The 25,345-nt window shown below is 61.8% G+C and carries 26 protein-coding genes and 2 tRNA genes; 10 read left to right on the top strand and 18 right to left on the bottom strand.

The features are described 5' to 3' along the window. Nucleotides 1–775: S-methyl-5-thioribose-1-phosphate isomerase (mtnA, locus tag ACHHTY_RS03045; RefSeq protein ID WP_395492585.1), on the top strand; the 775-nt coding region annotated here is incomplete at its 5' end. A 219-nt stretch (nucleotides 776–994) separates the two neighbouring features. On the opposite strand, the gene ACHHTY_RS03040 is transcribed toward mtnA, so the two are convergent. The 3 genes from ACHHTY_RS03040 to ACHHTY_RS03030 all read right to left on the bottom strand — a co-directional run bounded on the left by ACHHTY_RS03040 (nucleotide 995) and on the right by ACHHTY_RS03030 (nucleotide 5,759). Continuing rightward, a complete protein-coding gene (locus ACHHTY_RS03040) occupies nucleotides 995–2,107 on the bottom strand; it encodes an osmoprotectant NAGGN system M42 family peptidase (protein WP_395492584.1) in 1,113 nt (370 codons plus the stop codon). A gap of 9 nt (nucleotides 2,108–2,116) precedes the next feature. After that, on the bottom strand, nucleotides 2,117–3,853 hold the full coding sequence (gene ngg, locus ACHHTY_RS03035; protein ID WP_395492583.1) for an N-acetylglutaminylglutamine synthetase: 1,737 nt from the start codon (nucleotides 3,851–3,853) through the stop codon (nucleotides 2,117–2,119). 121 nt (nucleotides 3,854–3,974) lie between these two features. Beyond that, entirely contained in the window at nucleotides 3,975–5,759 is a 1,785-nt protein-coding gene (locus ACHHTY_RS03030) for an N-acetylglutaminylglutamine amidotransferase (RefSeq protein WP_395492582.1), read from the bottom strand. Nucleotides 5,760–6,248: 489 nt separating this feature from the next. Between ACHHTY_RS03030 and ACHHTY_RS03025 the strand changes: the two genes are divergently transcribed. Further along, the gene (locus ACHHTY_RS03025) at nucleotides 6,249–7,199 is read left to right on the top strand and encodes a hypothetical protein (RefSeq protein WP_395492581.1); all 951 of its coding nucleotides are present in this window, start codon (nucleotides 6,249–6,251) and stop codon (nucleotides 7,197–7,199) included. A gap of 163 nt (nucleotides 7,200–7,362) precedes the next feature. On the opposite strand, the gene ACHHTY_RS03020 is transcribed toward ACHHTY_RS03025, so the two are convergent. From ACHHTY_RS03020 to ACHHTY_RS02995, 6 genes are all read right to left on the bottom strand, one after another. Further along, on the bottom strand, nucleotides 7,363–8,058 hold the full coding sequence (locus tag ACHHTY_RS03020; RefSeq protein WP_395492580.1) for an HAD-IA family hydrolase: 696 nt from the start codon (nucleotides 8,056–8,058) through the stop codon (nucleotides 7,363–7,365). 148 nt (nucleotides 8,059–8,206) lie between these two features. Then, complete coding sequence (locus ACHHTY_RS03015; RefSeq protein ID WP_395492579.1) at nucleotides 8,207–9,136, bottom strand: dihydroorotate dehydrogenase; 930 nt, start codon at nucleotides 9,134–9,136, stop codon at nucleotides 8,207–8,209. A gap of 5 nt (nucleotides 9,137–9,141) precedes the next feature. After that, a complete protein-coding gene (locus ACHHTY_RS03010; protein ID WP_395492578.1) occupies nucleotides 9,142–9,951 on the bottom strand; it encodes a dihydroorotate dehydrogenase electron transfer subunit in 810 nt (269 codons plus the stop codon). A gap of 82 nt (nucleotides 9,952–10,033) precedes the next feature. Continuing rightward, on the bottom strand, nucleotides 10,034–10,921 hold the full coding sequence (locus tag ACHHTY_RS03005) for a ParB/RepB/Spo0J family partition protein (protein ID WP_395492577.1): 888 nt from the start codon (nucleotides 10,919–10,921) through the stop codon (nucleotides 10,034–10,036). Further along, nucleotides 10,915–11,796 (bottom strand): ParA family protein, encoded by an 882-nt coding sequence (locus ACHHTY_RS03000; protein ID WP_395492576.1) that lies wholly within the window; start codon nucleotides 11,794–11,796, stop codon nucleotides 10,915–10,917. Before ACHHTY_RS03000 ends, ACHHTY_RS03005 begins: the two co-directional genes overlap by 7 nt. Nucleotides 11,797–12,178: 382 nt before the next feature. Next, complete coding sequence (locus tag ACHHTY_RS02995; protein WP_395492575.1) at nucleotides 12,179–13,339, bottom strand: M20/M25/M40 family metallo-hydrolase; 1,161 nt, start codon at nucleotides 13,337–13,339, stop codon at nucleotides 12,179–12,181. A 353-nt stretch (nucleotides 13,340–13,692) separates the two neighbouring features. On the opposite strand from ACHHTY_RS02995, the gene ACHHTY_RS02990 reads away from it, so the two are divergent. Continuing rightward, nucleotides 13,693–13,854 (top strand): RCKP-type rubredoxin-like domain-containing protein, encoded by a 162-nt coding sequence (locus tag ACHHTY_RS02990; protein WP_395492574.1) that lies wholly within the window; start codon nucleotides 13,693–13,695, stop codon nucleotides 13,852–13,854. A 192-nt stretch (nucleotides 13,855–14,046) separates the two neighbouring features. Beyond that, nucleotides 14,047–14,247, top strand: coding sequence for a DUF2905 domain-containing protein (locus tag ACHHTY_RS02985; RefSeq protein WP_395492573.1), 201 nt, complete (start codon nucleotides 14,047–14,049; stop codon nucleotides 14,245–14,247). Nucleotides 14,248–14,271: 24 nt separating this feature from the next. On the opposite strand, the gene ACHHTY_RS02980 is transcribed toward ACHHTY_RS02985, so the two are convergent. The 6 genes from ACHHTY_RS02980 to ACHHTY_RS02955 form a co-directional block, all read right to left on the bottom strand. Next, the gene (locus ACHHTY_RS02980) at nucleotides 14,272–14,550 is read right to left on the bottom strand and encodes an acylphosphatase (protein WP_395492572.1); all 279 of its coding nucleotides are present in this window, start codon (nucleotides 14,548–14,550) and stop codon (nucleotides 14,272–14,274) included. Nucleotides 14,551–14,627: 77 nt separating this feature from the next. Beyond that, nucleotides 14,628–15,218, bottom strand: coding sequence for a P-loop nucleotide/nucleoside kinase family protein (locus ACHHTY_RS02975; protein ID WP_395492571.1), 591 nt, complete (start codon nucleotides 15,216–15,218; stop codon nucleotides 14,628–14,630). Further along, on the bottom strand, nucleotides 15,202–16,227 hold the full coding sequence (locus ACHHTY_RS02970; protein ID WP_395492570.1) for a hypothetical protein: 1,026 nt from the start codon (nucleotides 16,225–16,227) through the stop codon (nucleotides 15,202–15,204). The genes ACHHTY_RS02975 and ACHHTY_RS02970 overlap by 17 nt, the downstream gene beginning before the upstream one ends. A gap of 3 nt (nucleotides 16,228–16,230) precedes the next feature. Then, nucleotides 16,231–18,033: an aspartate--tRNA ligase gene (aspS, locus tag ACHHTY_RS02965; RefSeq protein ID WP_395492569.1), complete on the bottom strand. Its 1,803-nt coding sequence runs from the start codon at nucleotides 18,031–18,033 to the stop codon at nucleotides 16,231–16,233. Between the two features lie 94 nt (nucleotides 18,034–18,127). After that, on the bottom strand, nucleotides 18,128–19,381 hold the full coding sequence (gene hisS, locus ACHHTY_RS02960) for a histidine--tRNA ligase (protein ID WP_395492568.1): 1,254 nt from the start codon (nucleotides 19,379–19,381) through the stop codon (nucleotides 18,128–18,130). 224 nt (nucleotides 19,382–19,605) lie between these two features. Then, nucleotides 19,606–20,052: a CoA-binding protein gene (locus tag ACHHTY_RS02955; RefSeq protein WP_395492567.1), complete on the bottom strand. Its 447-nt coding sequence runs from the start codon at nucleotides 20,050–20,052 to the stop codon at nucleotides 19,606–19,608. A gap of 156 nt (nucleotides 20,053–20,208) precedes the next feature. Between ACHHTY_RS02955 and ACHHTY_RS02950 the strand changes: the two genes are divergently transcribed. Together ACHHTY_RS02950 and ACHHTY_RS02945 are read left to right on the top strand one after the other, a co-directional pair. Beyond that, a complete protein-coding gene (locus tag ACHHTY_RS02950) occupies nucleotides 20,209–20,391 on the top strand; it encodes a CooT family nickel-binding protein (RefSeq protein ID WP_395492566.1) in 183 nt (60 codons plus the stop codon). An 18-nt stretch (nucleotides 20,392–20,409) separates the two neighbouring features. After that, the gene (locus ACHHTY_RS02945; RefSeq protein WP_395492565.1) at nucleotides 20,410–20,658 is read left to right on the top strand and encodes a hypothetical protein; all 249 of its coding nucleotides are present in this window, start codon (nucleotides 20,410–20,412) and stop codon (nucleotides 20,656–20,658) included. A 52-nt stretch (nucleotides 20,659–20,710) separates the two neighbouring features. Here the strand turns inward: ACHHTY_RS02945 and ACHHTY_RS02940 are convergent, their stop codons facing one another. After that, complete coding sequence (locus tag ACHHTY_RS02940) at nucleotides 20,711–21,211, bottom strand: hypothetical protein (protein ID WP_395492564.1); 501 nt, start codon at nucleotides 21,209–21,211, stop codon at nucleotides 20,711–20,713. Between the two features lie 234 nt (nucleotides 21,212–21,445). After that, nucleotides 21,446–22,078 carry an HAD family hydrolase gene (locus ACHHTY_RS02935; protein WP_395492563.1) on the bottom strand — a complete coding sequence of 211 codons (633 nt, stop codon included), beginning with the start codon at nucleotides 22,076–22,078 and terminating at the stop codon, nucleotides 21,446–21,448. Nucleotides 22,079–22,229: 151 nt separating this feature from the next. On the opposite strand from ACHHTY_RS02935, the gene nadB reads away from it, so the two are divergent. From nadB to ACHHTY_RS02920, 3 genes are all read left to right on the top strand, one after another. Next, nucleotides 22,230–23,891, top strand: a complete 1,662-nt coding sequence (gene nadB, locus ACHHTY_RS02930) for an L-aspartate oxidase (protein ID WP_395492562.1) — start codon at nucleotides 22,230–22,232, stop codon at nucleotides 23,889–23,891. Between the two features lie 151 nt (nucleotides 23,892–24,042). Next, nucleotides 24,043–24,363 carry a TusE/DsrC/DsvC family sulfur relay protein gene (locus ACHHTY_RS02925; RefSeq protein ID WP_395492561.1) on the top strand — a complete coding sequence of 107 codons (321 nt, stop codon included), beginning with the start codon at nucleotides 24,043–24,045 and terminating at the stop codon, nucleotides 24,361–24,363. Between the two features lie 153 nt (nucleotides 24,364–24,516). Continuing rightward, nucleotides 24,517–24,593: transfer RNA gene (locus ACHHTY_RS02920), tRNA-Met, on the top strand. A gap of 74 nt (nucleotides 24,594–24,667) precedes the next feature. Here ACHHTY_RS02920 and ACHHTY_RS02915 read toward each other — a convergent pair. Then, a complete protein-coding gene (locus tag ACHHTY_RS02915) occupies nucleotides 24,668–25,012 on the bottom strand; it encodes a hypothetical protein (RefSeq protein WP_395492560.1) in 345 nt (114 codons plus the stop codon). A gap of 208 nt (nucleotides 25,013–25,220) precedes the next feature. Between ACHHTY_RS02915 and ACHHTY_RS02910 the strand changes: the two genes are divergently transcribed. Next, a tRNA-Sec gene (locus ACHHTY_RS02910) sits at nucleotides 25,221–25,318 on the top strand. Nucleotides 25,319–25,345 lie beyond the last annotated feature (27 nt).

Raw genomic sequence — 25,345 nt, 5'->3', positions numbered from 1 at the left:
AGGGCTGGCGGCCAAACAGGAAGCCGCCCTGGCCACCGCCCTGGCCATCGCCGACGAGGATGCCGAGGCCTGCCGCCGGATCGGTGAACACGGCCTGGAGCTGATCGCCGCGGTCAGCCGGCAAAAAGGGGGGCAGCCGGTCAATATCCTCACTCACTGCAATGCCGGCTGGCTGGCCTTTGTCGATTACGGCTCGGCCACCGCCCCGATTTACGCCGCCCACCGGGCCGGCATTCCGGTCCATGTCTGGGTGGATGAGACCCGGCCCTGGCTCCAGGGAGCACGACTCACCGCCTGGGAACTGGCCGGCGAGGGAGTGCCCCATACCCTGATCACCGATAATGCCGGCGGCCACCTGATGCAGCACGGCCGGGTGGACCTGGTCATCGTCGGCACCGATCGCACCACCCGCCGGGGCGATGTCGCCAACAAGATCGGGACTTACCTGAAAGCCCTGGCGGCCCGGGACAACGGGGTGCCCTTTTACGTCGCCCTGCCCTCCTCCACCTTTGACTGGCAAATTACCGACGGCTTCCAGGAAATTCCCATTGAAGAACGGTCCGGCGATGAATTACGATATATCGCCGGGCTCAATGAAACGGGGCGGGAAGAGCGGGTGCTGATCTGCCCGCCGCAAACCCCGGCGGCAAACCCCGGCTTCGATGTCACCCCGGCCCGGCTGATCAGCGGCCTGATCAGCGAGCGGGGAGTGATGCGGGCCGACGAGGCCGACATTCTCCGGCTCTACCCCGAACGGCGCCCTGAACGGCCCTGAAAGGCCTTTGCCGGGCGACGTCCCTCTCTCCCAGGGCGATACTAGGCCCAATAGCGCAAACCAGGAGGCAACAGCATGGCCGAACACGATCACCACGCCCACGAACCGGAAGATCCCATGGTCTGTTTCAAGGTCGGCATTTTCTTCATCTGCGTCATGGCGGCGCTGTTCCTGCTGGCCCTCTTCAATTAACCGGCCCAAACCCCGGGGCCCGCTGAGCTAACTGCCGAGAGCGGGAAAGTTTTCCAGCGGCCCCAGTTCATCCTTGTCGCGCAGGAAGGTGGGAGCGCTCTGCATGTAGTGGCTCAGGAGCCGGGCCACGGAAAGCAGGGCGTCGATATGGGTGCGCTCGTAGCCGTGGGAGCTGTCCACCCCGAAGCTGACCAGGGCGGTGCGGATATCGTTGCCCGCCTCCACCGCCGAGGCCGAATCGCAGCGATAATAACGGAAAATATCGCGCTGATGGGGAATCTGGTTCTGGTGGCAGAGATCGATCAGCTTGTGGGTCAGGTGGTAGTCGAAGGGTCCGCTGGAATCCATCATCGCGATGGTCACCCCGAACTCCCGGGAGTTCTGGCCCTTGGCCGGGGTGGCGTTGTCCACTGTCAGCATCTCGGCCACGTCCCGGTGGAGCACCGCCGAGGCCCCGGAGCCGATCTCCTCGGAAATGGTGAACAGCAGGTGGCAGTCCACCGGCAGGGTGATCCCGGCGGCCAGCACCGCTTTGGTCGCCGCCAGCACCGCCGCCACCCCGGCCTTGTCGTCCAGGTGACGGGAATTGATAAAGCCATTGGCCATGATCTCGGTGCCCGGAGCCACCGCGACATAGTCCCCGACATGAATCTCCAGGCGGTTTAAATCGACCTCGTTTTCACAGGGCTCATCCAGCCGCAACTCCACCTGGTCCCAGCTCACCGGCTGGAGATCGACTTCCTGCTGAAAGGTATGGCCCGAGGCCTTCAGGGGCAGAACCGTGCCCTGATAGCGCCGACCCTGGTCGCTGAAGACCGTGACCCGGGCCCCTTCGGCGAAACGGCTGGACCAGTGGCCGATGGGCACCAGGGCCAGGCGGCCGTTGCTTTTCAGACGCTTGACCATGGCGCCGATGGTATCGAGATGGGCGACAATCCCCCGGTCCGGGCTTTGCCGCCGGCCCCGCAGGTCGGCCCGGATCGCCCCCCGGCGGGTGATTTCAAAGGGGATCTCCAGCCGCTTCAGCTCATCGCCGACAAAGTGGACGATATCGTTGGTAAACCCCGAAGGGCTGGGAATCTGCAGCAAGTCGTAGAGAATCCGCAGCAGGTACTGGCGGTCGATGCTTACTTCGGTCATTTTTTATTCCTAAACGGTTTGGGGAAAGAGAAAATCGACAAATCTTTCCGCCGTGGGCTGGGGTTCGTGGTTGGCCAGACCGGGCCGCTCGTTGGCCTCGATGATCACGTAATCCGGCCGGTTCACCGCCGTTACCATCAAGTCCAGGCCCACCACCGGGATGGCCAGAACCCGGGCGGCCTCTTCCGCCACTTTGACCAGCTCGGGATGGAGCTGCTCGGTGACGTCATGAATGGTTCCGCCGGTATGGAGGTTGGCGGTATTGCGGACCCGAATCTCCTCGCCGGCCGGGGGCGCCTGCTCCAGGGTGTAGCCGGCGGCCTGCACGCAGCGCCGGGTTTCCTCGTCCAGGGGGATCCGGCTCTCGCCGCCGGTGGCCGCTGCCCGCCGCCGCGACTGCTTGGCGATCAGCTGGCTGATGGTATGTTCGCCGGTGCCCACCACCATCGCCGGCCGGCGCAGGGCCGCCGCCACCATCTTGTAGTTGATCACGATCACCCTTAAATCTTCCCCGGGGCAGAACTCTTCCAGCAGCACCCGGTCTCCGTCCCGACCGCAGGCCGCCACCGCCTTTTCCACCTCGGCGGGACTTTCCAGGCGAACAAAGACATTGTGCCCCTGTTCGCCCTGGGCCGGCTTGACCACCAGGGCCCCATGCCGGTCCAGGAACTCCCGGTTGGCGGCGGCGCTGCCCGCCGCTTGCTGCCGGGGCACCCGCAGGCCGGCCCGGGCCAACAGCCGACTGGTGACTCCCTTGTCGGCGCAGCGGCTCATGGCGATGGCGGTGGTCAACTCGGAAAGCGACTCCCGGCAAACGATCCGGCGCCCCCCCATGGTCAGGGCAAAATAACCTTCCTCGGCGTCAAGCACCTCCACCCCGATTCCCCGGCGCCGGGCCTCCCGGATGATGATCAGGGCGTAGGGATTGAGCAGATCCTCGCCGGGCACCGGTCCGGTGAAAAGAGGCTCGTTGATCGGATTCTTGTGCTTGATGCAGAAGGCGGGAATCCGCTGAAATCCCAGCTTGCGATAAAGGGCGATGGCCTGGTGGTTGTCGTGGAGCACGGAGAGATCCATGAAGGCCCGGCCCCGGACGTGAAAATATTGGGCCAGATGATTGATCAGGGCCTGGCCCAGGCCGGGATGGGGCGCCTGGGGGTCCACCGCCAGGCACCAGAGACTGGAGCCGTTTTCGGGATCGGCGAAAACCCGGGTATGGTCGACCCCGGTAACCGAGCCGACGATCCGGCCGCTGGCGGTATCCTCGGCCACCAGGTAAATCAGGCGCCGCGAGGTCCGGTTCTTCCAGACAAAGGCCGGGTCGGGGGGGACCATTCCGCAGCGGGCGCAGACCCGGCTCAGGGCGGCGGCATCGGCCCGGGTCCGCAGCCGGCGGACCGTGAAGCCCCGCGAGCGCTGACCCAGGGGCCGGTATTGGGCCAGCCAGAGACGGTAAGTATCCGAGGGATCGAGAAAAAGCTCCTGGGGAGCCAGGGCCACCACCACATGGGGGTCCCGGACATAGAGCGCTATATCGCGCCTTCCTTCCTCCTCCGCCCCCAGGGCCTTGACCAGGGCTTCCGGCGACCGGAAGGTATGGGCAAAAAGCAAACGGCCCCAGCCGCAGTCGACCCAGGCGTTTTCCGGCAGGGTTTCCGCTTCCTGTTCGGAAATTTCCGCCCAGCTGCGGGCGGTGGCGGAGTGAAGCTTGTCAAAGCGGTGTTTTTTCAGAAAATCCCTGGGCACCGTTGGTCCTCCCGTTGGTCCGCTTGGGGCTCCGGCGGCCGCCGGCCAGGTGAAACCGGCCTTAAATCAGCCCTATGGCCAGCCGACCGGCCTGGGGTTCGCCCCGGGCCGCCATGATCCCTCACTGGATATTGTGCCGCTGCAGCCAGTATTCCAGCAGGGCAACCTGCCAGAGCTTGGATCCCCGGAGCGGGGTGATATGGGCTTCGGGATCCTGCAGCAGTTGGGCCAGATAGTCGCGGTTGAAGATCCCCCGCTTTTGGGCCGCGGGCTGGTGGAGAATATCCCGGACGAAGTCGAGCACCTCCCCCCGGATGTATTTCAGGGCCGGCACCGGGAAATAACCTTTGGGCCGGTCGATGACCGCGGCGGGGATTACCCGGCGGGCCGCCTCCTTGAGGACATGCTTGCCCCCTTCCGCCACCTTGTGACGGGCCGGAATCCGGGCGGCCAGTTCCACCAGATCGTGATCGAGAAAAGGCACCCGGGCCTCCAGGCCCCAGGCCATGGTCATATTGTCCACCCGTTTGACCGGATCATCCACCAGCATGATGGTGGTATCCAGGCGCAGGGCCTTGTCCACCGCCTCCGCGGCCCCGGCGGCGGCAAAATGGGCGGCGACAAATTCCCGGCTGAAGTCCCGTTCCAGCTGCGGAGCGGTCACCAGCGCCGCCGTTTCGTTGTGGTCCCGGTCGAAAAAGGCCGCGGCGTAAGCCCCCACCGGATCTCTCTGGGCGGCGGCGGTCATCATCTTGGGATACCAGTGATAACCGGCGAAGACCTCGTCGGCCCCCTGGCCGCTCTGGACCACCTTGATGGTTTTGGCAACCTCCTGGGAGAGCAGGAAAAAACCGATGGCGTCATGGCTGACCATGGGTTCGCTCATCGCCCCCACCGTCGCGGCCAGGGAGTCCAGCAGGCCCGCGTTTTCGACAAAGATCCGGTGGTGGCGGGTGGCAAAATGGTCGGCGATCAGGTCGGAATAGCTGAACTCATCGCCTTTTTCCTCGCCGACCCCGGCAAAACCCACCGAGTAGGTGTTGAGATCCCGCTGGCCGGCTTCCGCCAGCAGGCCGACAATCAGGCTGGAATCGAGCCCCCCGGAGAGCAGCACCCCCACCGGCACGTCGGCGATCAGGCGCCGTTTGACCGCGGTGCGCAAAGACTCCAGGACCAGATCCTGCCATTCATTGAAGGAGCGTTCCTCATCGCCGGGCCGGCGCGTGAAATCGGGCTGCCAGTAACAGCGGCTTTGCCGGGAACCGTCGGCCTCGATCCGCAGCAGGGTCGCGGGGGGCAGCTTGCGCACCCCCCGCAGAATGGTATGGGGGGCCGGAACCACGGCATGAAAGGTGAGATAATGATGGAGGGCCGCCGGGTCCAGGCTGGTATCGACATCGCCGGCGGCCAGCAGGGCCGGCAGCGAGGAGGCAAAGCGCAAGCCCTGCCGGCTTTCCTGGAGATAGAGGGGCTTGATGCCCAGCCGGTCCCGTCCCAGCAGCACCCGTCCACTGTCGCGCTCCCAGATAGCGAAGGCAAACATCCCGCTTAGCCGCTCGACAAAATTCTCGCCCCAGGCGTGGTAGGCCTTGAGCAGAACCTCGGTGTCGCCTTCGGAAAAAAAACGGTAGCCTCGGGTTTGCAGCTCCTGCTTCAGCTCCCGGTAGTTGTAAATGGCCCCGTTGAAAACGATCCCGAGACCCAGTTCCGGGTCCAGCATCGGTTGCTGGGAACGATCGGAAAGATCGATTATTTTTAAGCGGCAGTGGCCGAAGGCCATCCGGTTCTGGACCATAATTCCCGAACCGTCGGGACCCCGGCGCTCCATGGCCGTGGTCATCCTCTCCAGGGTCTGACCAGTTGGCTTAGCCTGACCAAAACTGATTTCTCCGCAAATACCACACACAGGCAAACTCCTTTTTTCCGGCGGCAAGCGGTAAGCGGGTTCGCCGCTATCGAGCCCCCGCTTCGGGCAGCAGGCAGAATGGGCAACCGCTGTTTGCTCGCCGCCCCGCTTTCCAGCTCCCTGAGTTTCAACAGAGAGAGAAGCGTTGCCGGTCAGCGGGGCGAAAACCTCTCGCAACCGCACATTTTTTCCAGGTTTATTATAGCATAACCGCTCAGCGATATTGCGCAAGCCCGGCCGAAAGTTCTGGCCCGCCCGCACCAGAATGACCGTGGCGGCGCCGCGGGAGTTAAGCGTGGTCCTAACCGTTCCCGGCCTTCATTTGCTCATTGCATCACCATAAAGTAAAAAAAATTGTACTTTTACAGCAAAGCCGCTTGACCCGGGATTACAGACTAATTATAATCTGATTAGAAAATTGCTGCCCGGCGAAGGGTCAACCACGATAATTCAGGAACATAAACCCATTCAGGTTTAATTTTAGCGACCATGAAATTCCGAATCCTCGGCATAGCCCTACTGAGCAGCGCCGCCTGCCTGCTGGCGCCGGCCTCATCCGCCCTGGCGGATGACCGGGACGGCAAAGGAGAGCGTTTCTTCTCCGGCCCGCTGCTCAGCCGTTTTCTGCCCGGCTTCGGAAACCAAAGCAGCTCACTGGCCGATCAGGCCCTGCCCTCCCGCTTCGCACTCGGTTACTATACCACCGGCCCGCTGGCGGATGAGGGTGATTACGGCCTGACCTCCTCATACCTGGCCCGCTATCCCGGCCCGCCGACCACAACCGGCGTCGCCAGCCTGGGTTACGGTTCCTACTATGGGGCAACCCGGATCGACACCAATCGCCTGGCCCCCTCCGGGCTCAGCGAGCATGAAAGCCTGAATTATTTTGCCGGCCAAGCCCAGGATCAAGGCCTGTCCCTGAGCCTGGAAGCGGGAATGAGCCACGAATCCTTGAATGCCGGCCTGCTCTATGCTTACCAGAGCGGTTACGCAGGCTCCTCCGCCGCTACCATCGGGGGATCTTTGCCTTATCCCGCCTACATTTTCGCTCCTCTGGGCGGGCCGGACCAGGCCCTTGAAGCAAGGGGCCATGAAGGACGCGCGGTATTCCTCTACCTGGGCTATAACCTCTCCCAGCAGCTCAACCTGCGCGGCACCTTGGGCGTTGCCAAAACCAATCGCGGCAGCGACGAAAAAATCCCCGGCCTCACTGAACAGAGCCGGCGCTGGGGGCTGGACATCGCCGCCACCTACAGGTTGCTGGACAACCTGGTTTACGAAGCCCACCTGGGCTATGTCAGCATCGACGATGCTCCCCCCGGCGCCCCGCCAATCCCGCAGCTGCATGGCGCATCCGACGGCGCTCCCCTCTCCTCCAGCGGGGGTCAGAACCCCGACGCCATTTACCACATCGGCAGTCATATCCGGATGACCTTCTAGCCTCGTCCCCTTTCCTGGCCGCTTCCTCCAGGCCTAAGCTTTGCCCTGTTGCTTGCACTGCTTTAAGGGGTCGTCGCCGGAAAAGCCGGTAGCCCCAAAGCGCATCGCCGCCTGCTCCCGGACCCAGGAACCTTCGCCTGCAAAGCAAACCGGAAGGTCAGGGTTAAAGCTGCTGGCTTGAGCCGGAGATCAATTCGTTGAAGAAGACAATGGAAGGATATTTGGCGGAAAACCGGTGCGGAGCCCGGCTGCTGGCCCGGGCTACATGGACCAGGTATTTGAGGCCGTATGCGTTTGCCTGGTCCAAAACCCGCTCAGTATCATCGACCAGCAGCGTTCGCTGTTTATCGTACCCCAGGTGCCGCTCAAGACGCGGCCAGAAGGCCGCTTCCTCCTTGGCCTGGCCGATTTGCTCGGCGCAGACCGCCTGGTCCCAGTATCCATTGAGGGCGGCTTTGGCCATCTTGATGGCCAGGGTTTTGTGATGAGCGTTGGTCACGAGATATATCATCTTATCGTTTTTACGACAGAATTCTAAAAAGTCCACCACATGGGGGTGGACGTCGACCAAGGCGTCCACCCGGCGCTTGAGTTCGGGAATATCCAACCCCAGCTGCTCGGACCAGTAATCCAGGTTGGTCCAGGCCAGGGTTCCCTCCTGGTTATCGTAAGCGCTGCGCAGGCGCCGCCGCGCTTCTTCGATTTCCAGGTCATGGAGCAGGGCGTAATTTTCCGGCACATAGCAATGCCAGAAGTAATCATCAAAGTGGCGGTCCAGCAGAGTGCCGTCCATGTCCAGGAGCACGGTGTCGATCTGCTGCCAGTCGATGTGCAGAGGGATTTTTTTAGCGCTGTTCATAACCGATTGCTTGCCTGCGGTAATTTTTTTGATTTGACGGGAATTCGTGGCGCAAGGATTAGCCCGGCCCCGGCGGCCGGCCGCTGGTTCATGATAATTGTTGATGGGCAGGTGGCATAACAACAGGGCCGACGGGCCGGGCGGCTGATCAGGCAAGAAGCAGCGATCCCCGCAGCTCGGTGAGGGAGGCAATGTTCTGCACCTGGAGATAATTGCTGATCCCGTCGACGATTTCCCCGGCAGCCTCGGGGTTGATGAAGTTGGCGGTGCCCACCTGGACGGCATGGGCTCCGGCAACGATAAATTCCAGGGCGTCCTCGGCGGTCATAATGCCGCCAATCCCGATCACCGGGATGCGCACGGCTTGAGCTACCTGCCAGACCATCCGCAGGGCCACCGGCTTGATGGCCGGCCCGGAAAGCCCGCCCACCACGTTGGCCAGCCGCGGCCGCCGGGTGCGCAGATCAATGGCCATCCCCAGCAGGGTGTTGATCAGGGACACGGCATCGGCGCCCTCTTCGGCCGCTGCCCGGGCCATGGCCTGGATGTCGCTGACATTGGGGGATAGTTTGATAATCAGGGGCAGTCCGGTGGCCCTGCGCACCGCGCGGGTCACCGCCGCGGCCATCCGGGGATCAGTTCCGAAAGCCACCCCGCCCTGCTTGACATTGGGGCAGGAAATATTGACCTCCAGGGCGGCGACGCCGTCCTCACCATCCAGCCGGGCCGCCAGAGCGGTGTATTCCTCCACCGTGTTGCCGAGAATATTGACCACCACCGTCGTTTTCCGTTTGCGCAACCAAGGTAGTTTGTCCACCAAAAAGCGCTCCACCCCGACATTTTCCAGGCCGATGGCGTTAAGCATTCCGCACGGGGTTTCCACCAGCCGGGGCGGCGGATTGCCCGCCCGGGGCAGTAGCGATATCCCTTTGACCACCACCGCGCCCAGGTGGTGAAGGTTAACGAAGTCTTTGAATTCTCGACCATAACCAAATGTTCCGGAAGCGGTCATGACCGGATTGCGCAGCACCAAACTGCCGATTTTTACCTTAAGATCAATTTGATCAGCGGTCATCATGGGCTTTATTCCCGGCTCCAGGCAATATCTTCGGCGGCAAACACCGGTCCGTCCTTACAGACATGCAGATAATCTTCCCCGCCGGCGCTGCCTTGGACGGCGCACCCCAGGCAGGCCGAAATACCGCAGGCCATCATGGTTTCCAGGGAAACCTGGCACTCCCAGGCCCGCTGGCGGCAATAGGCGGCGACCGCGGCCATCATCGGCCAGGGGCCGCAACAATAAACCCGCAGGCCGGGGCCATCTTGATTGGCCAGGCTGATCGCCAGCAACTCCGGCACCAGACCGCCGTAGCCCAGGGAACCGTCATCGGTGGCCACCTGGGGCTTAAGGCCTAGAAGCTGAAATTCTTCCGCTAATTGACTGACTTCCCTGGCAGTTCGGGCTCCCAGAAAAAGATCGCAGGGCACCGCAGGCTGCCGGCGCTGGAGTTCCCGGGCCAGAAAAAAGAGCGGCGCGATCCCCATTCCGCCGCCGATCAGGCAGAAGCGGCCGTTATCGGCCGGCGCTTCCAGGGAAAATCCCTGTCCCAGTGGGCCGACTACGCCGGCCTGGGCGCCGGGCTCGAGGGCCGCCAAGCGCCTGGTTCCTTCGCCGATAACCTTGAACAGCACCTGAATTTGGCCGTCGGCCATGACCTGGTGCAGGGAAAAGGGTCTGCTCAGCAGAGGATCCAAGGAGCGCCCGGAGCGCAGCATGACAAACTGGCCCGGCCTGGCGGCCGCCGCGATGTCCGGAGCCTGCAGGGTGAGCCGGAAAATATCGCTGGCAATCTTCTCTTTTTTCGTAATTTCAGCTAAAAGCTGTCCGGGCATCTTAATTCACCGCAATCAGGTAGCTTCAGGATCAGTGGTAGGCCTTCCGCAACGGGATAGCCGGATTTTGCTTCGAGACGCTTTAATCTGGGGCCGTCGCCAACATCAAACCAATAACCCGCTCCAGATCGTCGGGGGAATAATAGTCTATTTCCACCCTTCCCCGCTCGCCGTTCTGGACAATTCGAACCTTGGTGTCAAAGCGACGATGGAGATCGTTGGTCAGGGTTCGGCAATAAGAGTCGGGTATTCCATTGCGGTTTTTTCGGGTGCCGGTCCGACCGGCACCAGCTCGGCCACCCTGGCTGTTTTTGCGCCGGCGGGCCAGTTCTTCGGCCTGGCGGACGCTCAGGCCCTTGGCGACGATTTCATTCCGCAACTCGCGCATCAGGCTTTCCTCGCCCAACCCGAGCAAAACCCGGGCATGGCCCATGCTGAGCCGGCCGGTGGCCAGGTCATCCTTGGCAAATTCAGGCAACTGGTTAATCCGCAGGGCATTGGCCACGGTGGAACGCTCCTTGCCTACCCTTTTAGCCACTTCCTCCTGGGTCAGACCGAATTCCTGCACCAGACGGAGATAGGCCTCGGCTTCCTCCAGGGGATTAAGATCCTGGCGTTGAATATTTTCCACCAGGGCGAGTTCCAGTTGATCCTGGGGCGAAACGTCCTTGACCAGTACCGGCACCTCGCTAAGCCCGGCCAGGCCGGCGGCCCGCCACCGCCGCTCCCCGGCAATAATCTCGTAGCGATCATCGTCCAGTCGCCGGACCACCAGGGGAAGCAAAACGCCCTTTTCCCGGATGGATTCGGCCAATTGCGCGAGCCCCCCATCGTCCATCTGCTTCCGGGGCTGGCGCGGGTTGGGAGCGATGGCATCGAGGGGGCAGATAAGATAAGCCCGCTCACCGCTGTCATCATATGAGGGCAACAGGGCTCCCAGTCCCTTGCCCAAAGGATTTCTTTTTACCATGATTCGCTCGACCCTCCTTTATTAGCCGCACGGTTAAGCGCTGGAGCGGCCGGGGCCCTGGCCGCCGTTTTTTTCTTCTGCTGCCGCAAAAACTCCCGGGCCAGCTGCAGATAGCTGATGGCGCCGCTGGAGCGCCGGTCGTAGCTGATGGCCGGCCGGCCATAGCTGGGGGCCTCGCTGAGTCGGACATTGCGCGGGATCACGGTCCGGTAAAGTCGGCCTTTGAAATGCTCGTTGACCTCGGCGGCCACCTGGTGGGTCAACCGGTTGCGACCGTCGAACATGGTCAGCAGCAATCCCTCGATCACCAGGCGGTTGTTGTAGGAGTTTTTCACCAGGCGAATGGTCCGGACCAGCTGGCTCAACCCCTCGAGGGCGAAATATTCGCACTGCATGGGGATAACCACCGCATCGGCCGCGGTCAAAGCATTGATGGTCAGCAATCCCAGGGAAGGCGGGCAGTCGATAAAGACAAAATCGAAATCGGCCCGCACCGGAGCCAGCAGTTGCTCGAGGTACCGCTCACGCTTGCTGGCCCCCATCAGCTCCACCTCAACCCCGATCAGGTCGATCCGGCTGGGCAGCAGAGAAAGCTTGCCGGCCATCTCGGCCACCGGAACAATGGCCTCGGCCGCCGCCACTCCCTCGACCAGGCAATGATAGAGATGCACCCCCGCGGCGCCCTCCCCGGACGACGGAATCTCCTGGTAACCCAGGCCGCTGGAGGCATTGCCCTGGGGATCCGAATCCACCACCAGCACCCGCTTACCCAGGGTCGCCAGCGAAGCGGCCAAATTTATCGCCGTGGTGGTTTTCCCGACCCCGCCCTTCTGGTTGGCCAAGGCAATCACCTTGGCCTGTTGCGCACTTTTCATGCCAAGCCTCCCGCCCCCTCAGGCCTCACAAATTGACGATGGTACAACACCACCGCCACCAAACCAAAACCAGTCCCCATAAACGCCAGCCTGAATATCCCACCTGTGGCTGATTTTGGCAACCACCAAATTACCGCCTCCGGACCACCACCGCAACGGTGTTTCACGTGAAACACGGGAATTAATAGCGCTTTTTCAGCTATTTACACCTAGGGGCATGTGAGGCGGCGCCGAATTCGCCACAGCCGTTGAAGGGCGAGAACCTGGGGACGGAACGGCTGATGTGCAGCAACACCGCCTCAGTTAAAGGGGGCCGACAAAGGCCGGGACACCGCGGCCAGCCGGAGCCGGGTCATGGGGACCGGCAACCTCCTAACAGTGATTATGCCGGGTCCTGGCGGGCCAGGGCCAACAACAGTTCAGTGGTCCTGACCATGGCCTTCAGGGTAATGGACTCTTCGGTGGTGTGAACATCGGTCATCCCGGTGCCGAGAATGGCGGTGGGCAGCCCCTGAGCGCTGAAGATATTGGCGTCGCTGCCGCCGCCGGCCACGGTGAAGCGCAATTGGCGGCGCAAAAGCGCCGCGGCCCGAGTGAGCCGCTGCAGCACGGGATCATCCTGGTCCAGGGCCATGGCCGGGAACTGCTCCTCCACCAGAAATTCAAGCTGGGCCCGGCGCCGCCCGGGACCGGAAATTTCCCGGGGCAAAACGCCATGCCGATCGATGGCCAGCCGGAATTCATCTTCAATGGCGGCGGTATAGCGCGCCAGCTTCTTGGCACTGTGGCTGCGCACCTCTCCTTCAATCCGCACCTGCTCGGGAATGATATTAGTCGCCTTACCCCCTGTAATAAGGCCGATATTGGCCGTGCTGTCCTTGTCCAGGCGGCCCAGGGGAATCGCCGCCACGGCCAGGGACGCCAATTGGATGGCATTGATCCCGTTCTCCGGGTGGAGGCCGGCATGGGCGGCCAGGCCTTGAATCAGAGCGGTGAAGTGATTGGCCGCCGGGGCGGCGATTACCGCCAGGTCGATGCCGGCGCTGTCGAGGGCGTAACCCGAGGAGGCCCGCAACAGGGAAAAATCGAACCGTTTGGCTCCGAGCAGGCCGATTTCCTCGCAGGTAGTAAAGACAAATTCCAGCGGTACCTGCAGGCGGCTCTCGTCCTTTAGGCAGCGGGCCATTTCGATCAACATGGCGATGCCGGCCTTGTCATCGGCGCCCAGCACTGTGGGGCCGGTACTGGTGAAGGTATCGCCGATGCGCCGGACCTTAACGCCTGCGCAAGGCTCCACGGTGTCCAAATGGCAGTTGCAGAAAAAAGGCGGCCGTATTCCATCCCGGCCGCCGATCCGGACCACCAGGTTGCCGGTGTCGGAACCGGTTGCTCCGGCGGAATCGTCCTCCAGGATCTCGGCATTGAATTCGGCGGCGAAAAGGCCTTTCAAAAAGACCGCCAGGCGTCCTTCCCGGCGGGAAGGACTGTCAATTTCACATAGGCGGACAAAGGTTTCGGCCAGTCTTTCCGGATGCAGGGGCATAAAAATCTCCACCATAAACGATAGCGGTGCTAAGGGCTGCCGGGTTATTGGGGCCTGAAATCGAAAATTACCACAGAGCAAAGCTCGAGCACAGGGAAAAGAGGACTGCACGGTCGGCTTGGCTCCATAAATCAACCGGGGTGGGATTTCATTGTTGCCGGGGGGAGGAATTCAAGGCTATGATACCCAAAGCAGGCCCTCTGCCGCCGGGGCCGCCTGATTCCCAAGCCGGCGAGAGTTCGCTCCCTTGATCTTCCACCTAATCGGTTTCCGGAGCAGCGCAAGGGGGCGGCGTATGGAGAAATCAGCAAGACGGCAACAAAACCTTACCCTCAAGATCGAAGGAGAAAAAGATGGCTCTGTTTAAATGTGAAAAATGTGGTGCCACCAAGGAAGGCCGCTGCAAACCCCAAAAATGCCCCCAGTGCGGCGAAAGCGGCTGCATGCTCAAGGACGAAAGCGCCGCTCCGGCCCCGGCCGGGAAATGCGGAGGCGGCTGCAAGGCCCGCAAGTAGACAGGAAGCGGGATTTATCCTGACAAACCGGGCAAATGATCGCGGTAAACCGCCGACCGACGCCGGCGGCCGGCGAGGCTCCAGCAGGGCAGGGCGGTCATTTCAACAGCTAAGGCTCCGGAGCCGGGCAGCACCCCCGCCAAGGGGTCAGGCTCCCGGCGGGGTCCCGGCAAATCTCAGCCGAGCAACACGATGCAGCGAGCATTGATTGTCCTGGGCTTGACAGCACTGCTGATCGGCCTTTTCTGGCCCTGGCTGGCCAGATTGCCCCTGGGCCGCCTGCCCGGCGATTTTTTCATCGTGCGGGAAAACTTCCGGCTCTATTTTCCGCTTACCACCGGCTTGCTGCTCTCGTTGGCTCTGACCCTTTTGCTCTGGCTGCTGCGCAAATAAGCCAGGCAGCCGGCTCGGCCTGACCTAGTACCTGATCGCAAAGTCGCCGAATTCTCCCCTGTAGTCCAGCCACTGGACGGCAATACCGCTAACCTGGGCCGCGGGGGGCCCCTGGCGCAGATAAGCCAGGAGCCGCTCCAGGTCGAGTCTTTCGCCTTCGATGACCGCCTCAACCTCGCCGGCCGGGGTATTCCGGACCCATCCCTGCAGGCCGAGTTCAGCCGCCTTCTCGGCGGTAAAGGCCCGGTAAAAAACGCCTTGCACCCTTCCTGATATCAGCAGTTGCGCCCTTGCCTTGGCCATGAAGATCTCGCTCCCTTAAAAAAGGCTGAAACCGGCCCCTCAGACCCCCCGGAAACCTTTACCGCCCCGGCTGGAAGTCAAGCCAGTAGGCGGGCAAGTTCAGCGAGCAGTTGCTCCAGGGGACGGGCCGTATCGATTACCACCAGCTGCTCGGGCTTCAGTTCGGTGGGCGGTTGAAATTTTTCCCGCTGCCGCAGGTAGATGGCCCAGCTGCCGTCGGAAACCGCCCGGGAGTCCCGGGCCCGGATGGCCAGCCGTTCCCGTTTAACCTCATCCGAGCATTCACAGAGGACAAAATCGACCGGAACCCCCAGTGTCTGGGCCAGGGCCGCGACCCGATCACGCTCGGCCCGCTCCAGATAGGATGCATCCAGGACCACCCCCCGGCCCCGCCGCAAATCGCCGGCGGCCCGCTGCAGCAGTTCGGCATAGGTGCGGCGGCTGAATTCGGGCGTATAGATGCCCCGGTCGGCCTCCTCCCGGCAGCGGGTGGCGGCATCCAGGCCGGCCAACTCCTTGCGCACCACATCGGAATTGTAGTACTCCCGGCCGTGGCGGGCCGCCCAGGCCCGGGCCAGGGTGCTCTTGCCGGTGGCGATCAAGCCGAAAAAGACCTGGAGCCGGGGTTCGGTCGCCGATGGGACGGGGGAATCAAGCGCCGCGGGCATAACGTTCCGCCAGGGCAAAATAACGGCCGGCCTGGGCCAGGGCCCCGGCCTTGGTGGCCGGATCGACTTCCGGGGCATGGGCGGTGAAGAGCCCGATCTTGCCCCGGACATAAGCCCGGTAGCAGCAATAGAAGGGCAGCATTGTCATCAGGCCGGAATCATCGGACCGGGCGGCAAACTGCTCGACAAAGTAGCGGGAGAGGTCCTCCAGGCCGTGGAAATCCAGATCCATGGCCAGGAACGCGATATCTCCGGCCTGGTCGCAGCAACGGAAGCGCTGGTTGAATTCGATACAGTCGAAAATGTAAACCGCGGTCGGGCTGAAACAGATATTGGCCGAGTAAAGGTCACCGTGGCCCTCGCGAATCCGGCCGCCCTCCTGCCGCTGGCGAAACAGCTGCTCCCGCTGGAGGAAATCCCGGGAATAGGCCCCGATCAGGTCGAACTGGGCCCGGCTCAAGGCCGGACAACCGACAAAGCCTTCGGTCTGGGTGAAATTTTCCAGCACGTTGACCGCCACCGCCTCGGCGCTGCCCAAGGCCCTGATCTCCGGCCCGCCGGCCGCCGCCTGGTAAAAGGGGACCAGCCGATCAACGATCAGATCGAGGTGTTTTTCGGATAATTCTCCCCGTTCAACCATGCCGGCCATCATGCCCGCGGCCGGCAGCCGCACCATTTTGACGAGAAACTCCTCCGGCTCCCCGGCCCCGCCCAGGCTGAGCAAACCATCATCCCCCCGGCTCAGGCTCAGGACCTCCAGGTAGATTTCGGGGCAGAGGCGCCGGTTGAGCCGCAACTCCTCGGTGCAGAAATAGCGGCGCTTTTCCAACTCGGTGAAGTCAAGAAACCCGAAATTCACCGGTTTTTTCATCTTGTAGACAAATTCCCCGGCCAGGAAAACATAGGATATATGGGTCTGGACCAATTCCACCCGCTCCACCGGATGGGGGTAAGCCCCCGGCTCCAGCAGCAAACGGACCGCTTCGGGCAGGGTAGAGACTGCCGGCATAATTTACTCCTTCTTTTGCTTTGCATCCTGCCAGTCAGGGCGAAGATACAGTTCGGTCAACTGGCGCCGGGCCACCGGAGCCGGGGCCTCGGTGAGCGGACAGGTAGCCTTCTGGGTCTTGGGAAAGGCGATCACGTCACGGATGGTGTCGCGCCCGGCAATGATCATCATCAGCCGATCCAGGCCGAAGGCCAAGCCGCCGTGGGGCGGGGCTCCCAGCTCCAGGGCCCGGACCAGGAAGTCGAATTTGTCGCTGACTTCCTCGGGAGTGATGCCCAGGGCGGCAAAAACCCTTTCCTGGAGGTCCTTGCGATGAATGCGGATGGAGCCGCCGCCGATCTCGGTGCCGTTGAGCACCAGGTCGTAAGCCCGGCTGCGAACCTTGCCCGGCTCGCTGGCCAGCAGGGCCAGATCATCTTCGTGGGGGGCGGTGAAAGGGTGATGGACCGCGACATGGCGCTTGGCCTCCTGGTCGTACTCGAGCAGGGGGAAGTCGGTGACCCAGACAAAGGAAAAATGGTCCCGGGCGGTCAGGCCCAGGCGGCGGGCCAGCTCCAGCCGCAGTTCAGCCAGGGCGCCGTGGACGATGGCGGGCTGATCGGCGACGAAAAACAGCAGATCGCCGCTTTCGGCCTTCAGGGCGGCCACCATGGCCTGTTTTTCCTCCTCGGTGAAGAACTTGGCAATAGGCGACTGCCAGTCACCGTCCGGCTTGATCTTGACCCAGGCCAACCCCTTGGCCCCGAACTGGCCGACATAGGCGGTAAGATCGTCGAGATCCTTGCGGGAAAAGTCGGCACAGCCCCGGGCGTTGATGCTCTTGATCATCCCGCCTTTTTCCACCACCTCGCGGAAAACCTTGAGGCCGCAATGGCGAACCGTTTCCGTCAAGTCCACCAATTCCAGGCCGAAGCGGGTGTCAGGCCGGTCGGTCCCGTAACGTTGCAGCGCCTCGGCATAGGTCATCCGGGGAAAAGGGGGGGCCAGCTCCAGGCCCAGGGTGGCCTGGAAGAGGGCCTTCATCATCCCTTCGGCGACTCCCATGACCTCTTCCTCCCCCACGAAGGAAAGCTCCAGGTCGACCTGGGTAAATTCGGGCTGGCGGTCGGCGCGCAGATCCTCGTCGCGGAAGCAGCGCACGATCTGGTAATAGCGATCCATCCCCGCCACCATCAGCAACTGCTTGAAAAGCTGGGGAGACTGGGGCAAGGCAAAGAAGCGCCCGGGATTGACCCGGCTGGGCACCAGGTAGTCGCGGGCCCCCTCGGGGGTGGAACGGGTCAGCACCGGCGTTTCGATCTCGAGAAAATCCTCGCCGTTGAGGTAGCTGCGAATGGCCTGGCAGGCGGTATGGCGCAGGATCAGGTTATGGGCCATGGCCGGGCGGCGCAGATCGAGGTAGCGGTATTTGAGGCGCAGGCTGTCGGATACCTCGAGATCCTCGTCGAGCGGGAAGGGCGGGGTCTGGCTCTGGTTGAGAATCCGCAGCTCACCGACCATGATCTCGATGGCGCCGGTGGCCAGCTTGGGGTTGGCCATCCCCTCGGGCCGGGCCTGCACCCGGCCCCGCACCGCCAGAACCCATTCACTACGGAGGCCGTGGGCCTTGGCGTGAACCTCGGGATTGATTTCCGGGTTGAACACCACCTGGGTAATGCCCCGGCGGTCGCGGAGATCGATGAAGATAACCCCGCCGTGATCGCGGCGCCGCAGCACCCAGCCCATCAGGGTGACTTCCTCGCCGATATTGCTCTGGTTCAAAATATTGCAGTGGTGGCTGCGTCGCAGACTGCCCATGGATTCCATGGTTGGTGACTCCTTTCCGGTAGGGTTAAGTTATAATAAGCGGGCAAAGCTCGCCCTTGGCCGGCAGCTTTTTTCCCCTTGTAGCCGGGAGGCGCTAGTCGGCTCGCACGACCCGCAGCAGGTCGGTCAGTTCAGCAGCCAGGGGAATTTGGCGTTCCTCCTTGCTGACCAGGTTGCGCAAGACCGCCTGGCCCGAGGCCAGCTCTGCCTCGCCGATGATCAGGACGAAACGGGCGTTGAGGCGATCTGCCTGCTTCATCTGGCTTTTGAGGCCCCGGCCCTGGACGTCCATCAAGGCGCTGAGGCCGGCCAGCCGGCAACGATCCAGCAGCTTGAAGCCGTAAGCGCCGGCGACCTCGCCCAGGCAGGCCAGAAAAAGATCGGGGCCGGAAGAGGGGAGAGCGTTTTGTTCCTGGAGCAACAGAACCAGCCGCTCCATGCCCAAGGCAAAACCGATGCCCGGCAGATCCGGCCCGCCCAACTGCCGGACCAGGCCGTCGTAGCGACCGCCGGCCCCCACCGCGCTCTGGGCCCCGAGGGCATCGGTGAGCAGTTCAAAGGTGGTGCGGGTGTAGTAATCGAGCCCGCGCACCATGAAAGGATTGAGACTGTAGGGGATCTGGAGGGCGTCCAAGTCCCGGCGCACCGCCGCCAGGTGTTCGGCGCAGGACGGGCAAAGGGAGTCGAGAATGGCGGGGGCGGCGGCGTTGAGCCGGCGGCAGTTGTCGCTTTTGCAGTCCAGGACCCGGAGAGGGTTGCTCTCGGTGCGGCGCTGGCAATCCTCGCAAAGCTGCTCCCGGTGGCCGCCGAGGAAAGCGATCAGCTTTTGCCGGTAAGCCGGACGGCAGGCCGGGCAGCCCAGGGAGTTGAGCTGCAGGGCGGCCGAGAGCCCCAGCTCGACCAGAATCTGCCGGGCCATGGCGATCACTTCGGCATCCAGGCGGGGATGATCGGACCCCAGGGCTTCCACGCTGAGCTGGTGAAACTGGCGCAAGCGCCCCTTCTGGGGGCGCTCATGGCGAAACATCGGCCCCACCGTGAAGAGCCGGTTGATCGGGCGCCGCAAATGGAGGGCATGTTCGATAAAGGCCCGCAAAACCGGGGCGGTACCCTCGGGCCGCATGGTCAGCGACTCCCCGTTGCGATCGCTGAAAGTGTACATTTCCTTTTCGACGATATCGGTGGCTTCGCCGATGGAGCGGGCGAACAGACCGGTTTTCTCGAGGATCGGCACCTTGATTTCCTCGAAGCCGAAACGGCGGAAAACATCGCGGGCGACAGCCTCCACCCGCTGCCAGAGCAGGGCCTCGTCGGGGAGAATATCCTTAAAGCCTTTCAGGGCTTGCATAAAAATGGCTTCCTGATGAAAATTGGTATAAACTTGACAACCAGAGCCCGGTCCTGGCGAGGACCAGGCTCCTTGCAAAGCGTCGGCCTGAAAGTAAGGCAAGGGCCTTCGCCGGCCAAAGCGGATGAACGCTCCCGGGGCGACCGGCCAAAAACATGAATTTCTAGCCCAATACCCCGGAAAAGTCAAGAAATGTCGTCGGGGCGGAATGTTAGCCCCTGAACTCAGCCGGTCGGAGGAGGGGAACCGGGGCCGAAAAGCTGTTCATCGACGGTCTTGATACATTGATCCATGACCACCTCCAAACCGGCGGCTTCGGCCAGCCGGGCAGCCTCCCGGTTAATCACCCCCTCCTGCATCCAGACCGCCCCGGCCCCCACGGCAATGGCCGCTGTCACCACCGGCAGCACCTGGTCTGAGCGCCGGAAAATATTGACCAGATCAATCCGGACCGTCAGGGCCCGGGCGGCGCTGTCCAGGTCGGGATAACAGGGCAGGCCCAGTATCGTTTGCTGACCGGGGTTGACCGGAATTACCCGGTAGCCCCGCCCCAGCAGATAACGGGCCACCTGGTTGCTGGGCCTTGCCGGTTTGGGCGACAGGCCGACCACGGCGATTACGCGGGCGGCGTTTAAAATTCGCCGGCTTTTGGACCAATCAAGTAATTGCATGCGGGTAGCAGTTGCGCTGGCGGCGGCTTTTTTGTATTCCTGTTTAAAGTAACTTAAAATAAATTGCGCCCGGTATTGCAACAAATCCGAAAAACCGGCTCCCGGCCGGGGCAGAGCCGGTTGGCGCCATAACCAGAGGTCCGAACAATGTGTCAGATGAGCGTAATGCTGAGCCGGCAGGATCGGCAAGAACTGGTGGCGGAAAACGCCACCCTGCTGGAAGTCGAAGACAACGGGGTCAAAATCAGCACCCTGTTTGAAGAACCCAAGGTTGTCGATGGGGTTAAGGTAGCCCGCATCGATTTTCTGGCCGGCAAGGTCATTCTTACCACCAACTGATAAGGATCGGTCGTAATTATGGAAAAAGAAACGGGGGAAAAACTAAGGCTGCTCTTGCCTCACTGGATCGAACACAACCAGGGGCACGCCACCGAGTTACGGCGCTGGAGCTCCACCGCCCGCAATGAAAACATGGAAGAAGTAGCCAACCTGATCGATCGGGCCGCCGATTTCCTGGAAGACGCGGACCGCCTGCTTTCCGAAGCCCTGATCAAGGCGGGGGGGCCGACCCATGGCGGTCATCAGCAACACCACCATCACGATTAGCCGAAGGGCGGGGAGAGCCTGGCTGAACCAGCCGCCGCCCGAACAGCCGTGATTACGACTCGAAGCTGCGCAAGGTGCTCACCAGTTGCTGGCGTTTGGCAAAGAAGAGTTCGGCCTTGACCGGCACCAGATAATAGTCTTCCGGGTTACGGCGGATTTCCCGGCCCAGCGGCTCGGAAATCCAGTGGGAATCCTCCACCAGGCTGTAAAAAACGCTGTCGATGCCGAAAAAGCCATCCAGCAGGTGGGTGGCGGTATGGGCCAGCTTGCTCTGGTAGCCCTGGGGCAACCCGGCGAGATCATCGAGGGAACGAATTCCGGACTTTTTCAGCTCCTCGATGATCTCCTGCAGAACCTGGCGGTTGCGGGCCAGGGCCTCGTCCACCTTGGGCCAGAAACCCGGGGTGTCGGCGGCCTGTATGGCCTGCTGGTCCACATCCACCTTATCGTAACGGACCAGCTGGGTCCGGGCGAAAAAGCGCCGGACCGCATCGGCGGCATGGTCCTGATCCGGCGCCAGGGCCAGAAGGTAGTGGGAATTTTCAATTTTCATCACTTACGCCCCGTTAACCATTTTATCAACGTCGCCAAAACCTTGATGGCGGCGGATTTGGTTTCGCTAGTTGCCGCCTTGCCTTTTGCGATCCAGGGCAATCCGGGATTTTGTCCCCGTTACCGGTTTCGGCGGCAAACAAACTCTCTGCTTGCATTTAATCCCGACCGGCAGCAACAATAAGCCATACCCGGCCGGCGGCGCCGGACCCGGCAATCCGGGCGGCAAAGCTCTTCAGGCCGGGCGGCGGAAGGGCGGCAGCCCGATAATCTCCATAAAGCTGCTGACGTGATATTCCGCCTCCAGGCCGGGGTTCTTAAAGGCGATCAGAGGAATCCCGGCGGCGGCGGTGTGCTCCCGATCCACCGAGGAGTCACCAATATAGATCGTTTGTTCCGGCTTCACAGCCAGGGTCCGCATAATCACTTCCAGGGCCTCGGGATGAGGCTTGGGATTGGTTACGTCCCGGGCGGTTACCACCTGGTCGAAATAGGCGGCCAGCTCAAACATCTCGAGCACGATGGGCATGGTGGTGGTCCGGTTGGTACTGATCGCGGTCTTGCGCTCCGGGCGCAGATAATCGAGAAACTCCAGCAGATCCGCTTCCATCTGCATATATTGGAGAAACGGGGTGTAGTCCAGCTCCCGGCGGTAGCGGTCGGCGGCGGCCAGGTCTTCGGGATAAAGGCGGAAGATATGGCGGACGGAATCCTCGACGTGGTGCATATGGACATAATCAAGCTCGTCCTTGTCCATGGGCGGCCGGCCGAACCGGGCCAGAATCTGGTTGTAATATTCCCGGTTGGCCCGCCGCGAATCGAACATGACCCCGTCGCAGTCAAAGACCACCAGCTTGATGTAACTCATAACCCCAAACCTTGTTTTAGGTTGAAAAATACTCCTGGGTAAAACCGCGGGGCAATGCCCGGGCTCCGGGCTTCCGCCCCGACCCCGGCCTTGGGACAGGGCCGGCGAATATTTGTCCAAACGTACCAGAAAGCCAGAGGAAAGCAAAGCCTTGGAACAGCATACGGATTTTCTCATCATCGGCAGCGGGATCTCCGGGCTCTCTTTTGCCCTGAAGGTGGCCCGGCTGGGCCGGGTCACCCTGGTCACCAAGAAGCGCCGGCTGGACAGTGCCACCAACCTGGCCCAGGGAGGAATCGCGGCCGTTCTCTCCCCCGAGGACTCCTTTGCCGCCCATATCGCCGACACTCTCAATGCCGGCGCCGGCCTCTGCCACGAGGACGTGGTTCGCATGGTGGTGGAAACCGGGCCGGAAAGGGTCCGGGAACTGATGGACCTGGGCGTTGATTTCCAGCGAACCGCCCCGGCGGGAGCCTTGCTGGACCTGGGCCGGGAAGGGGGCCATTCCGCTCGCCGGATCGCTCACGCCTTCGACCGCACCGGCAAGAGCATCGAAGAAAGTCTGCTCAAAAAAGCGGCCGCCGATCCGGCGATTACCATTCTCGAGAACCATCTGGCGGTGGATTTGCTGATTGCCTCAAAGGCCCAAGGGGAGGCAACGCCCCCGAGTGAGGCCGCGAGCAAGGAATTTCCGCTCGAGCGACCGGCCGGCCCCCCTTTCCGGGACCGCTGCCTGGGAGCCTATGTCCTCGACCGGGAAAGCGGCAAGGTGGAAAGCTGGACCGCCAAGGTCACGGTTCTTTGCACCGGCGGGGCCGGCAAGGTTTACCTCTATACCACCAATCCCGACATCGCCACCGGCGACGGCATTGCCATGGCCTACCGGGCCGGCGCCCGGATCGCCAACCTGGAGTTCGTCCAGTTCCACCCCACCTGCCTCTATCACCCCAAGGTCAAAAACTTCCTGATTTCCGAAGCGGTCCGGGGGGAGGGTGGGCGCCTGATCGACCGCCGCGGCCGCGCCTTCATGACCAAGTACGACCCCCGGGGGGATCTGGCCACACGCGATACGGTGGCCCGGGCCATCGACCTGGAAATGAAGGCCAGCGGCGATGATTGCGTTTTCCTTGATATCAGCCAGCAGCCGGCGGAGTTTCTCAAAAAACGTTTCCCCACCATTTATCAAACCTGCCTGGGGCTGGGGATCGACATCACCCGTGAGCCGATACCGGTGGTGCCGGCGGCCCATTACATGTGCGGCGGTGTCCTCACCGACCTGATGGGCCGTACCGACCTGGAAAACCTTTACGCCCTGGGCGAAACCGCCTGTACCGGCCTGCACGGCGCCAACCGCCTGGCCAGCAATTCGCTGCTGGAGGCGGTGGTCTTTGCCCACCAGGCCTGGCAGCAGTGCCAGGCCGACTGGCCGGGGCTGGCCGACTGGCAGCCGCCGCCCATCCGTCCCTGGCTGGCCGACCGGGCCGAGCCCATTGACGAGGCGGTCCTGATCAGCCACAACTGGGACCAGTTGCGCCGCCTGATGTGGAATTATGTCGGCATCGTCCGCAGCGAAAAAAGACTCAACCTGATCCGGGAACAGCTGGGACCCCTGCTGGCCGAAGTCGACCGTCACTACCGGGACTACCTCCTGACCGCCGACCTGGTAGAACTGCGAAATATCGCTCTGGTGGCCCAGCTTATCGTGCACTGCGCCCTGAGCCGCAAAGAGTCGCGCGGCCTCCATTACATCAGCGATTACCCCCTTCCCGATGACCGCAACTGGAAAAAAGACACCATTATTTCAAGGATTTAAATAATAAGCTGAACATCTCCCCGCCACAACGAAAAAAACCCCGGAGCCATGCTTGACAAAGGAAAAGTCATATAGTAAGAAACAGCATCCTGAATAGTAGGCAAATGGTGCTTTTCATATTAGATCAAACTTTTAGCCAAGGAGGAGAACAATGGCAACCATCGAGCATAATGGAAAAACCTTCAACGTTGACGAGGACGGCTTCCTGACCAAAGGGATGGAAGAATGGAATGACGAGTGGGTTGACTATGTCAAGAGCATCGAAGGCATCGAAGAGTTGACCGACGAGCATCGCAAGATCATCGACATTCTGCAGGACTACTTCAAGAAGAACGGCATCGCCCCGATGGTCCGGATCCTTTCCAAGACCACCGGCTACCCGCTGAAGCGGATCTACGAGCTGTTCCCCTCCGGACCCGGCAAGGGAGCCTGCAAGATGGCCGGCCTGCCCAAGCCCACCGGCTGCGTGTAATTTCTCCGCGCTGCAAAGTTTTTCCGGCAACATGCCGCAAGGAAGAAGGGGTAAAATCCTTCTTCCTTTTTTTATGATTCTCCTCCTCGCCGGGTGTCGACAAAGAGGTTGACAACCATGGAAAAATCTACCATATAGAACGCTCTTAACTACGGCGATGTAGCTCAGTTGGTTAGAGCATGCGGCTCATATCCGCAGAGTCCGGGGTTCAAGTCCCTGCATCGCCACCAGGTCATAATCCGGCAACGTCCGGCTAAAATAAAAAAGACCCCGCTTTCCGGCCAAGAAAGCGGGGTCTTTGGTTTCAGACTTCTTCGTCATCGTCGTCCAGTACTTCCTCATCCTCTTCATCAGCGTCTTCAGCTTCGGCTTCGTCAGAGTCCGCAACGGCATCATCCCCCTCGCCCAAGTCGGGGATGTCCTCCTCGTCTTCAGCTTCGACCTCGGGTGGTTTACGGGTTTTGGTCGCCGGTTGGACAATGGCGATGATCCGCTTCACCTCATCCCGCACCAGGGGATCCAGCCGGCAAACGGGACAATCGACCAGATGTTTCTCCATAAAAGCCACCATCCGGGCCGGGGCCATGGCCTCATCCTGAACCTGCAGATACCAGTTTTTGACAAGTTTCTGGAAACGCTGGCATTCCATCGTGGGACGTGCTCCTTGATACCTTGTTCTTTGCCGGGGTCACCCCGGGGAATGTTATAAGGGTTCGAAAATGCGCCCGGGCGGCAATAATCATGGCCGGGTGCCAGGGGCATATAATGCTCTTGGGCTGATCTGCCAATATTTTCCGGCCCAAGGGCGGAAAAAAGTTGTCGCTCAGGCCGGAACCAACTATGTTGGCAGGAACTGCGGAAGTGGAAAGGGCACTGGTGGCCCTCCCGGACTTCAAATCCGGTGCACCGGGTTAACAGCCTGGTGGGTGGGTTCGATTCCCATGCACTTCCGCCACCTTTTGCCTGGGTCGGCCATCCCGCT

It is taken from the genome of Desulfurivibrio nitratireducens, assembly GCF_044068515.1.
GTDB lineage: Bacteria > Desulfobacterota > Desulfobulbia > Desulfobulbales > Desulfurivibrionaceae > Desulfurivibrio.
The sequence above is the reverse complement of the archived record's forward strand: the minus strand, read 5'-3'. Positions and strand labels throughout refer to the sequence as shown.

What these genes read in the sequence shown, in the direction of transcription:
- ACHHTY_RS03040 (WP_395492584.1), bottom strand. Translation starts at nt 2,107, where the DNA reads ATGACCGAAGTAAGCATCGACCGCCAGTACCTGCTGCGGATTCTCTAC.
- ACHHTY_RS03025 (WP_395492581.1), top strand. Translation starts at nt 6,249, where the DNA reads ATGAAATTCCGAATCCTCGGCATAGCCCTACTGAGCAGCGCCGCCTGC.
- ACHHTY_RS03020 (WP_395492580.1), bottom strand. Translation starts at nt 8,058, where the DNA reads ATGAACAGCGCTAAAAAAATCCCTCTGCACATCGACTGGCAGCAGATC.
- ACHHTY_RS03015 (WP_395492579.1), bottom strand. Translation starts at nt 9,136, where the DNA reads ATGATGACCGCTGATCAAATTGATCTTAAGGTAAAAATCGGCAGTTTG.
- ACHHTY_RS03010 (WP_395492578.1), bottom strand. Translation starts at nt 9,951, where the DNA reads ATGCCCGGACAGCTTTTAGCTGAAATTACGAAAAAAGAGAAGATTGCC.
- ACHHTY_RS03005 (WP_395492577.1), bottom strand. Translation starts at nt 10,921, where the DNA reads ATGGTAAAAAGAAATCCTTTGGGCAAGGGACTGGGAGCCCTGTTGCCC.
- ACHHTY_RS03000 (WP_395492576.1), bottom strand. Translation starts at nt 11,796, where the DNA reads ATGAAAAGTGCGCAACAGGCCAAGGTGATTGCCTTGGCCAACCAGAAG.
- ACHHTY_RS02995 (WP_395492575.1), bottom strand. Translation starts at nt 13,339, where the DNA reads ATGCCCCTGCATCCGGAAAGACTGGCCGAAACCTTTGTCCGCCTATGT.
- ACHHTY_RS02990 (WP_395492574.1), top strand. Translation starts at nt 13,693, where the DNA reads ATGGCTCTGTTTAAATGTGAAAAATGTGGTGCCACCAAGGAAGGCCGC.
- ACHHTY_RS02985 (WP_395492573.1), top strand. Translation starts at nt 14,047, where the DNA reads ATGCAGCGAGCATTGATTGTCCTGGGCTTGACAGCACTGCTGATCGGC.
- ACHHTY_RS02980 (WP_395492572.1), bottom strand. Translation starts at nt 14,550, where the DNA reads ATGGCCAAGGCAAGGGCGCAACTGCTGATATCAGGAAGGGTGCAAGGC.
- ACHHTY_RS02975 (WP_395492571.1), bottom strand. Translation starts at nt 15,218, where the DNA reads ATGCCCGCGGCGCTTGATTCCCCCGTCCCATCGGCGACCGAACCCCGG.
- ACHHTY_RS02970 (WP_395492570.1), bottom strand. Translation starts at nt 16,227, where the DNA reads ATGCCGGCAGTCTCTACCCTGCCCGAAGCGGTCCGTTTGCTGCTGGAG.
- aspS (WP_395492569.1), bottom strand. Translation starts at nt 18,033, where the DNA reads ATGGAATCCATGGGCAGTCTGCGACGCAGCCACCACTGCAATATTTTG.
- hisS (WP_395492568.1), bottom strand. Translation starts at nt 19,381, where the DNA reads ATGCAAGCCCTGAAAGGCTTTAAGGATATTCTCCCCGACGAGGCCCTG.
- ACHHTY_RS02955 (WP_395492567.1), bottom strand. Translation starts at nt 20,052, where the DNA reads ATGCAATTACTTGATTGGTCCAAAAGCCGGCGAATTTTAAACGCCGCC.
- ACHHTY_RS02950 (WP_395492566.1), top strand. Translation starts at nt 20,209, where the DNA reads ATGAGCGTAATGCTGAGCCGGCAGGATCGGCAAGAACTGGTGGCGGAA.
- ACHHTY_RS02945 (WP_395492565.1), top strand. Translation starts at nt 20,410, where the DNA reads ATGGAAAAAGAAACGGGGGAAAAACTAAGGCTGCTCTTGCCTCACTGG.
- ACHHTY_RS02940 (WP_395492564.1), bottom strand. Translation starts at nt 21,211, where the DNA reads ATGAAAATTGAAAATTCCCACTACCTTCTGGCCCTGGCGCCGGATCAG.
- ACHHTY_RS02935 (WP_395492563.1), bottom strand. Translation starts at nt 22,078, where the DNA reads ATGAGTTACATCAAGCTGGTGGTCTTTGACTGCGACGGGGTCATGTTC.
- ACHHTY_RS02925 (WP_395492561.1), top strand. Translation starts at nt 24,043, where the DNA reads ATGGCAACCATCGAGCATAATGGAAAAACCTTCAACGTTGACGAGGAC.
- ACHHTY_RS02915 (WP_395492560.1), bottom strand. Translation starts at nt 25,012, where the DNA reads ATGGAATGCCAGCGTTTCCAGAAACTTGTCAAAAACTGGTATCTGCAG.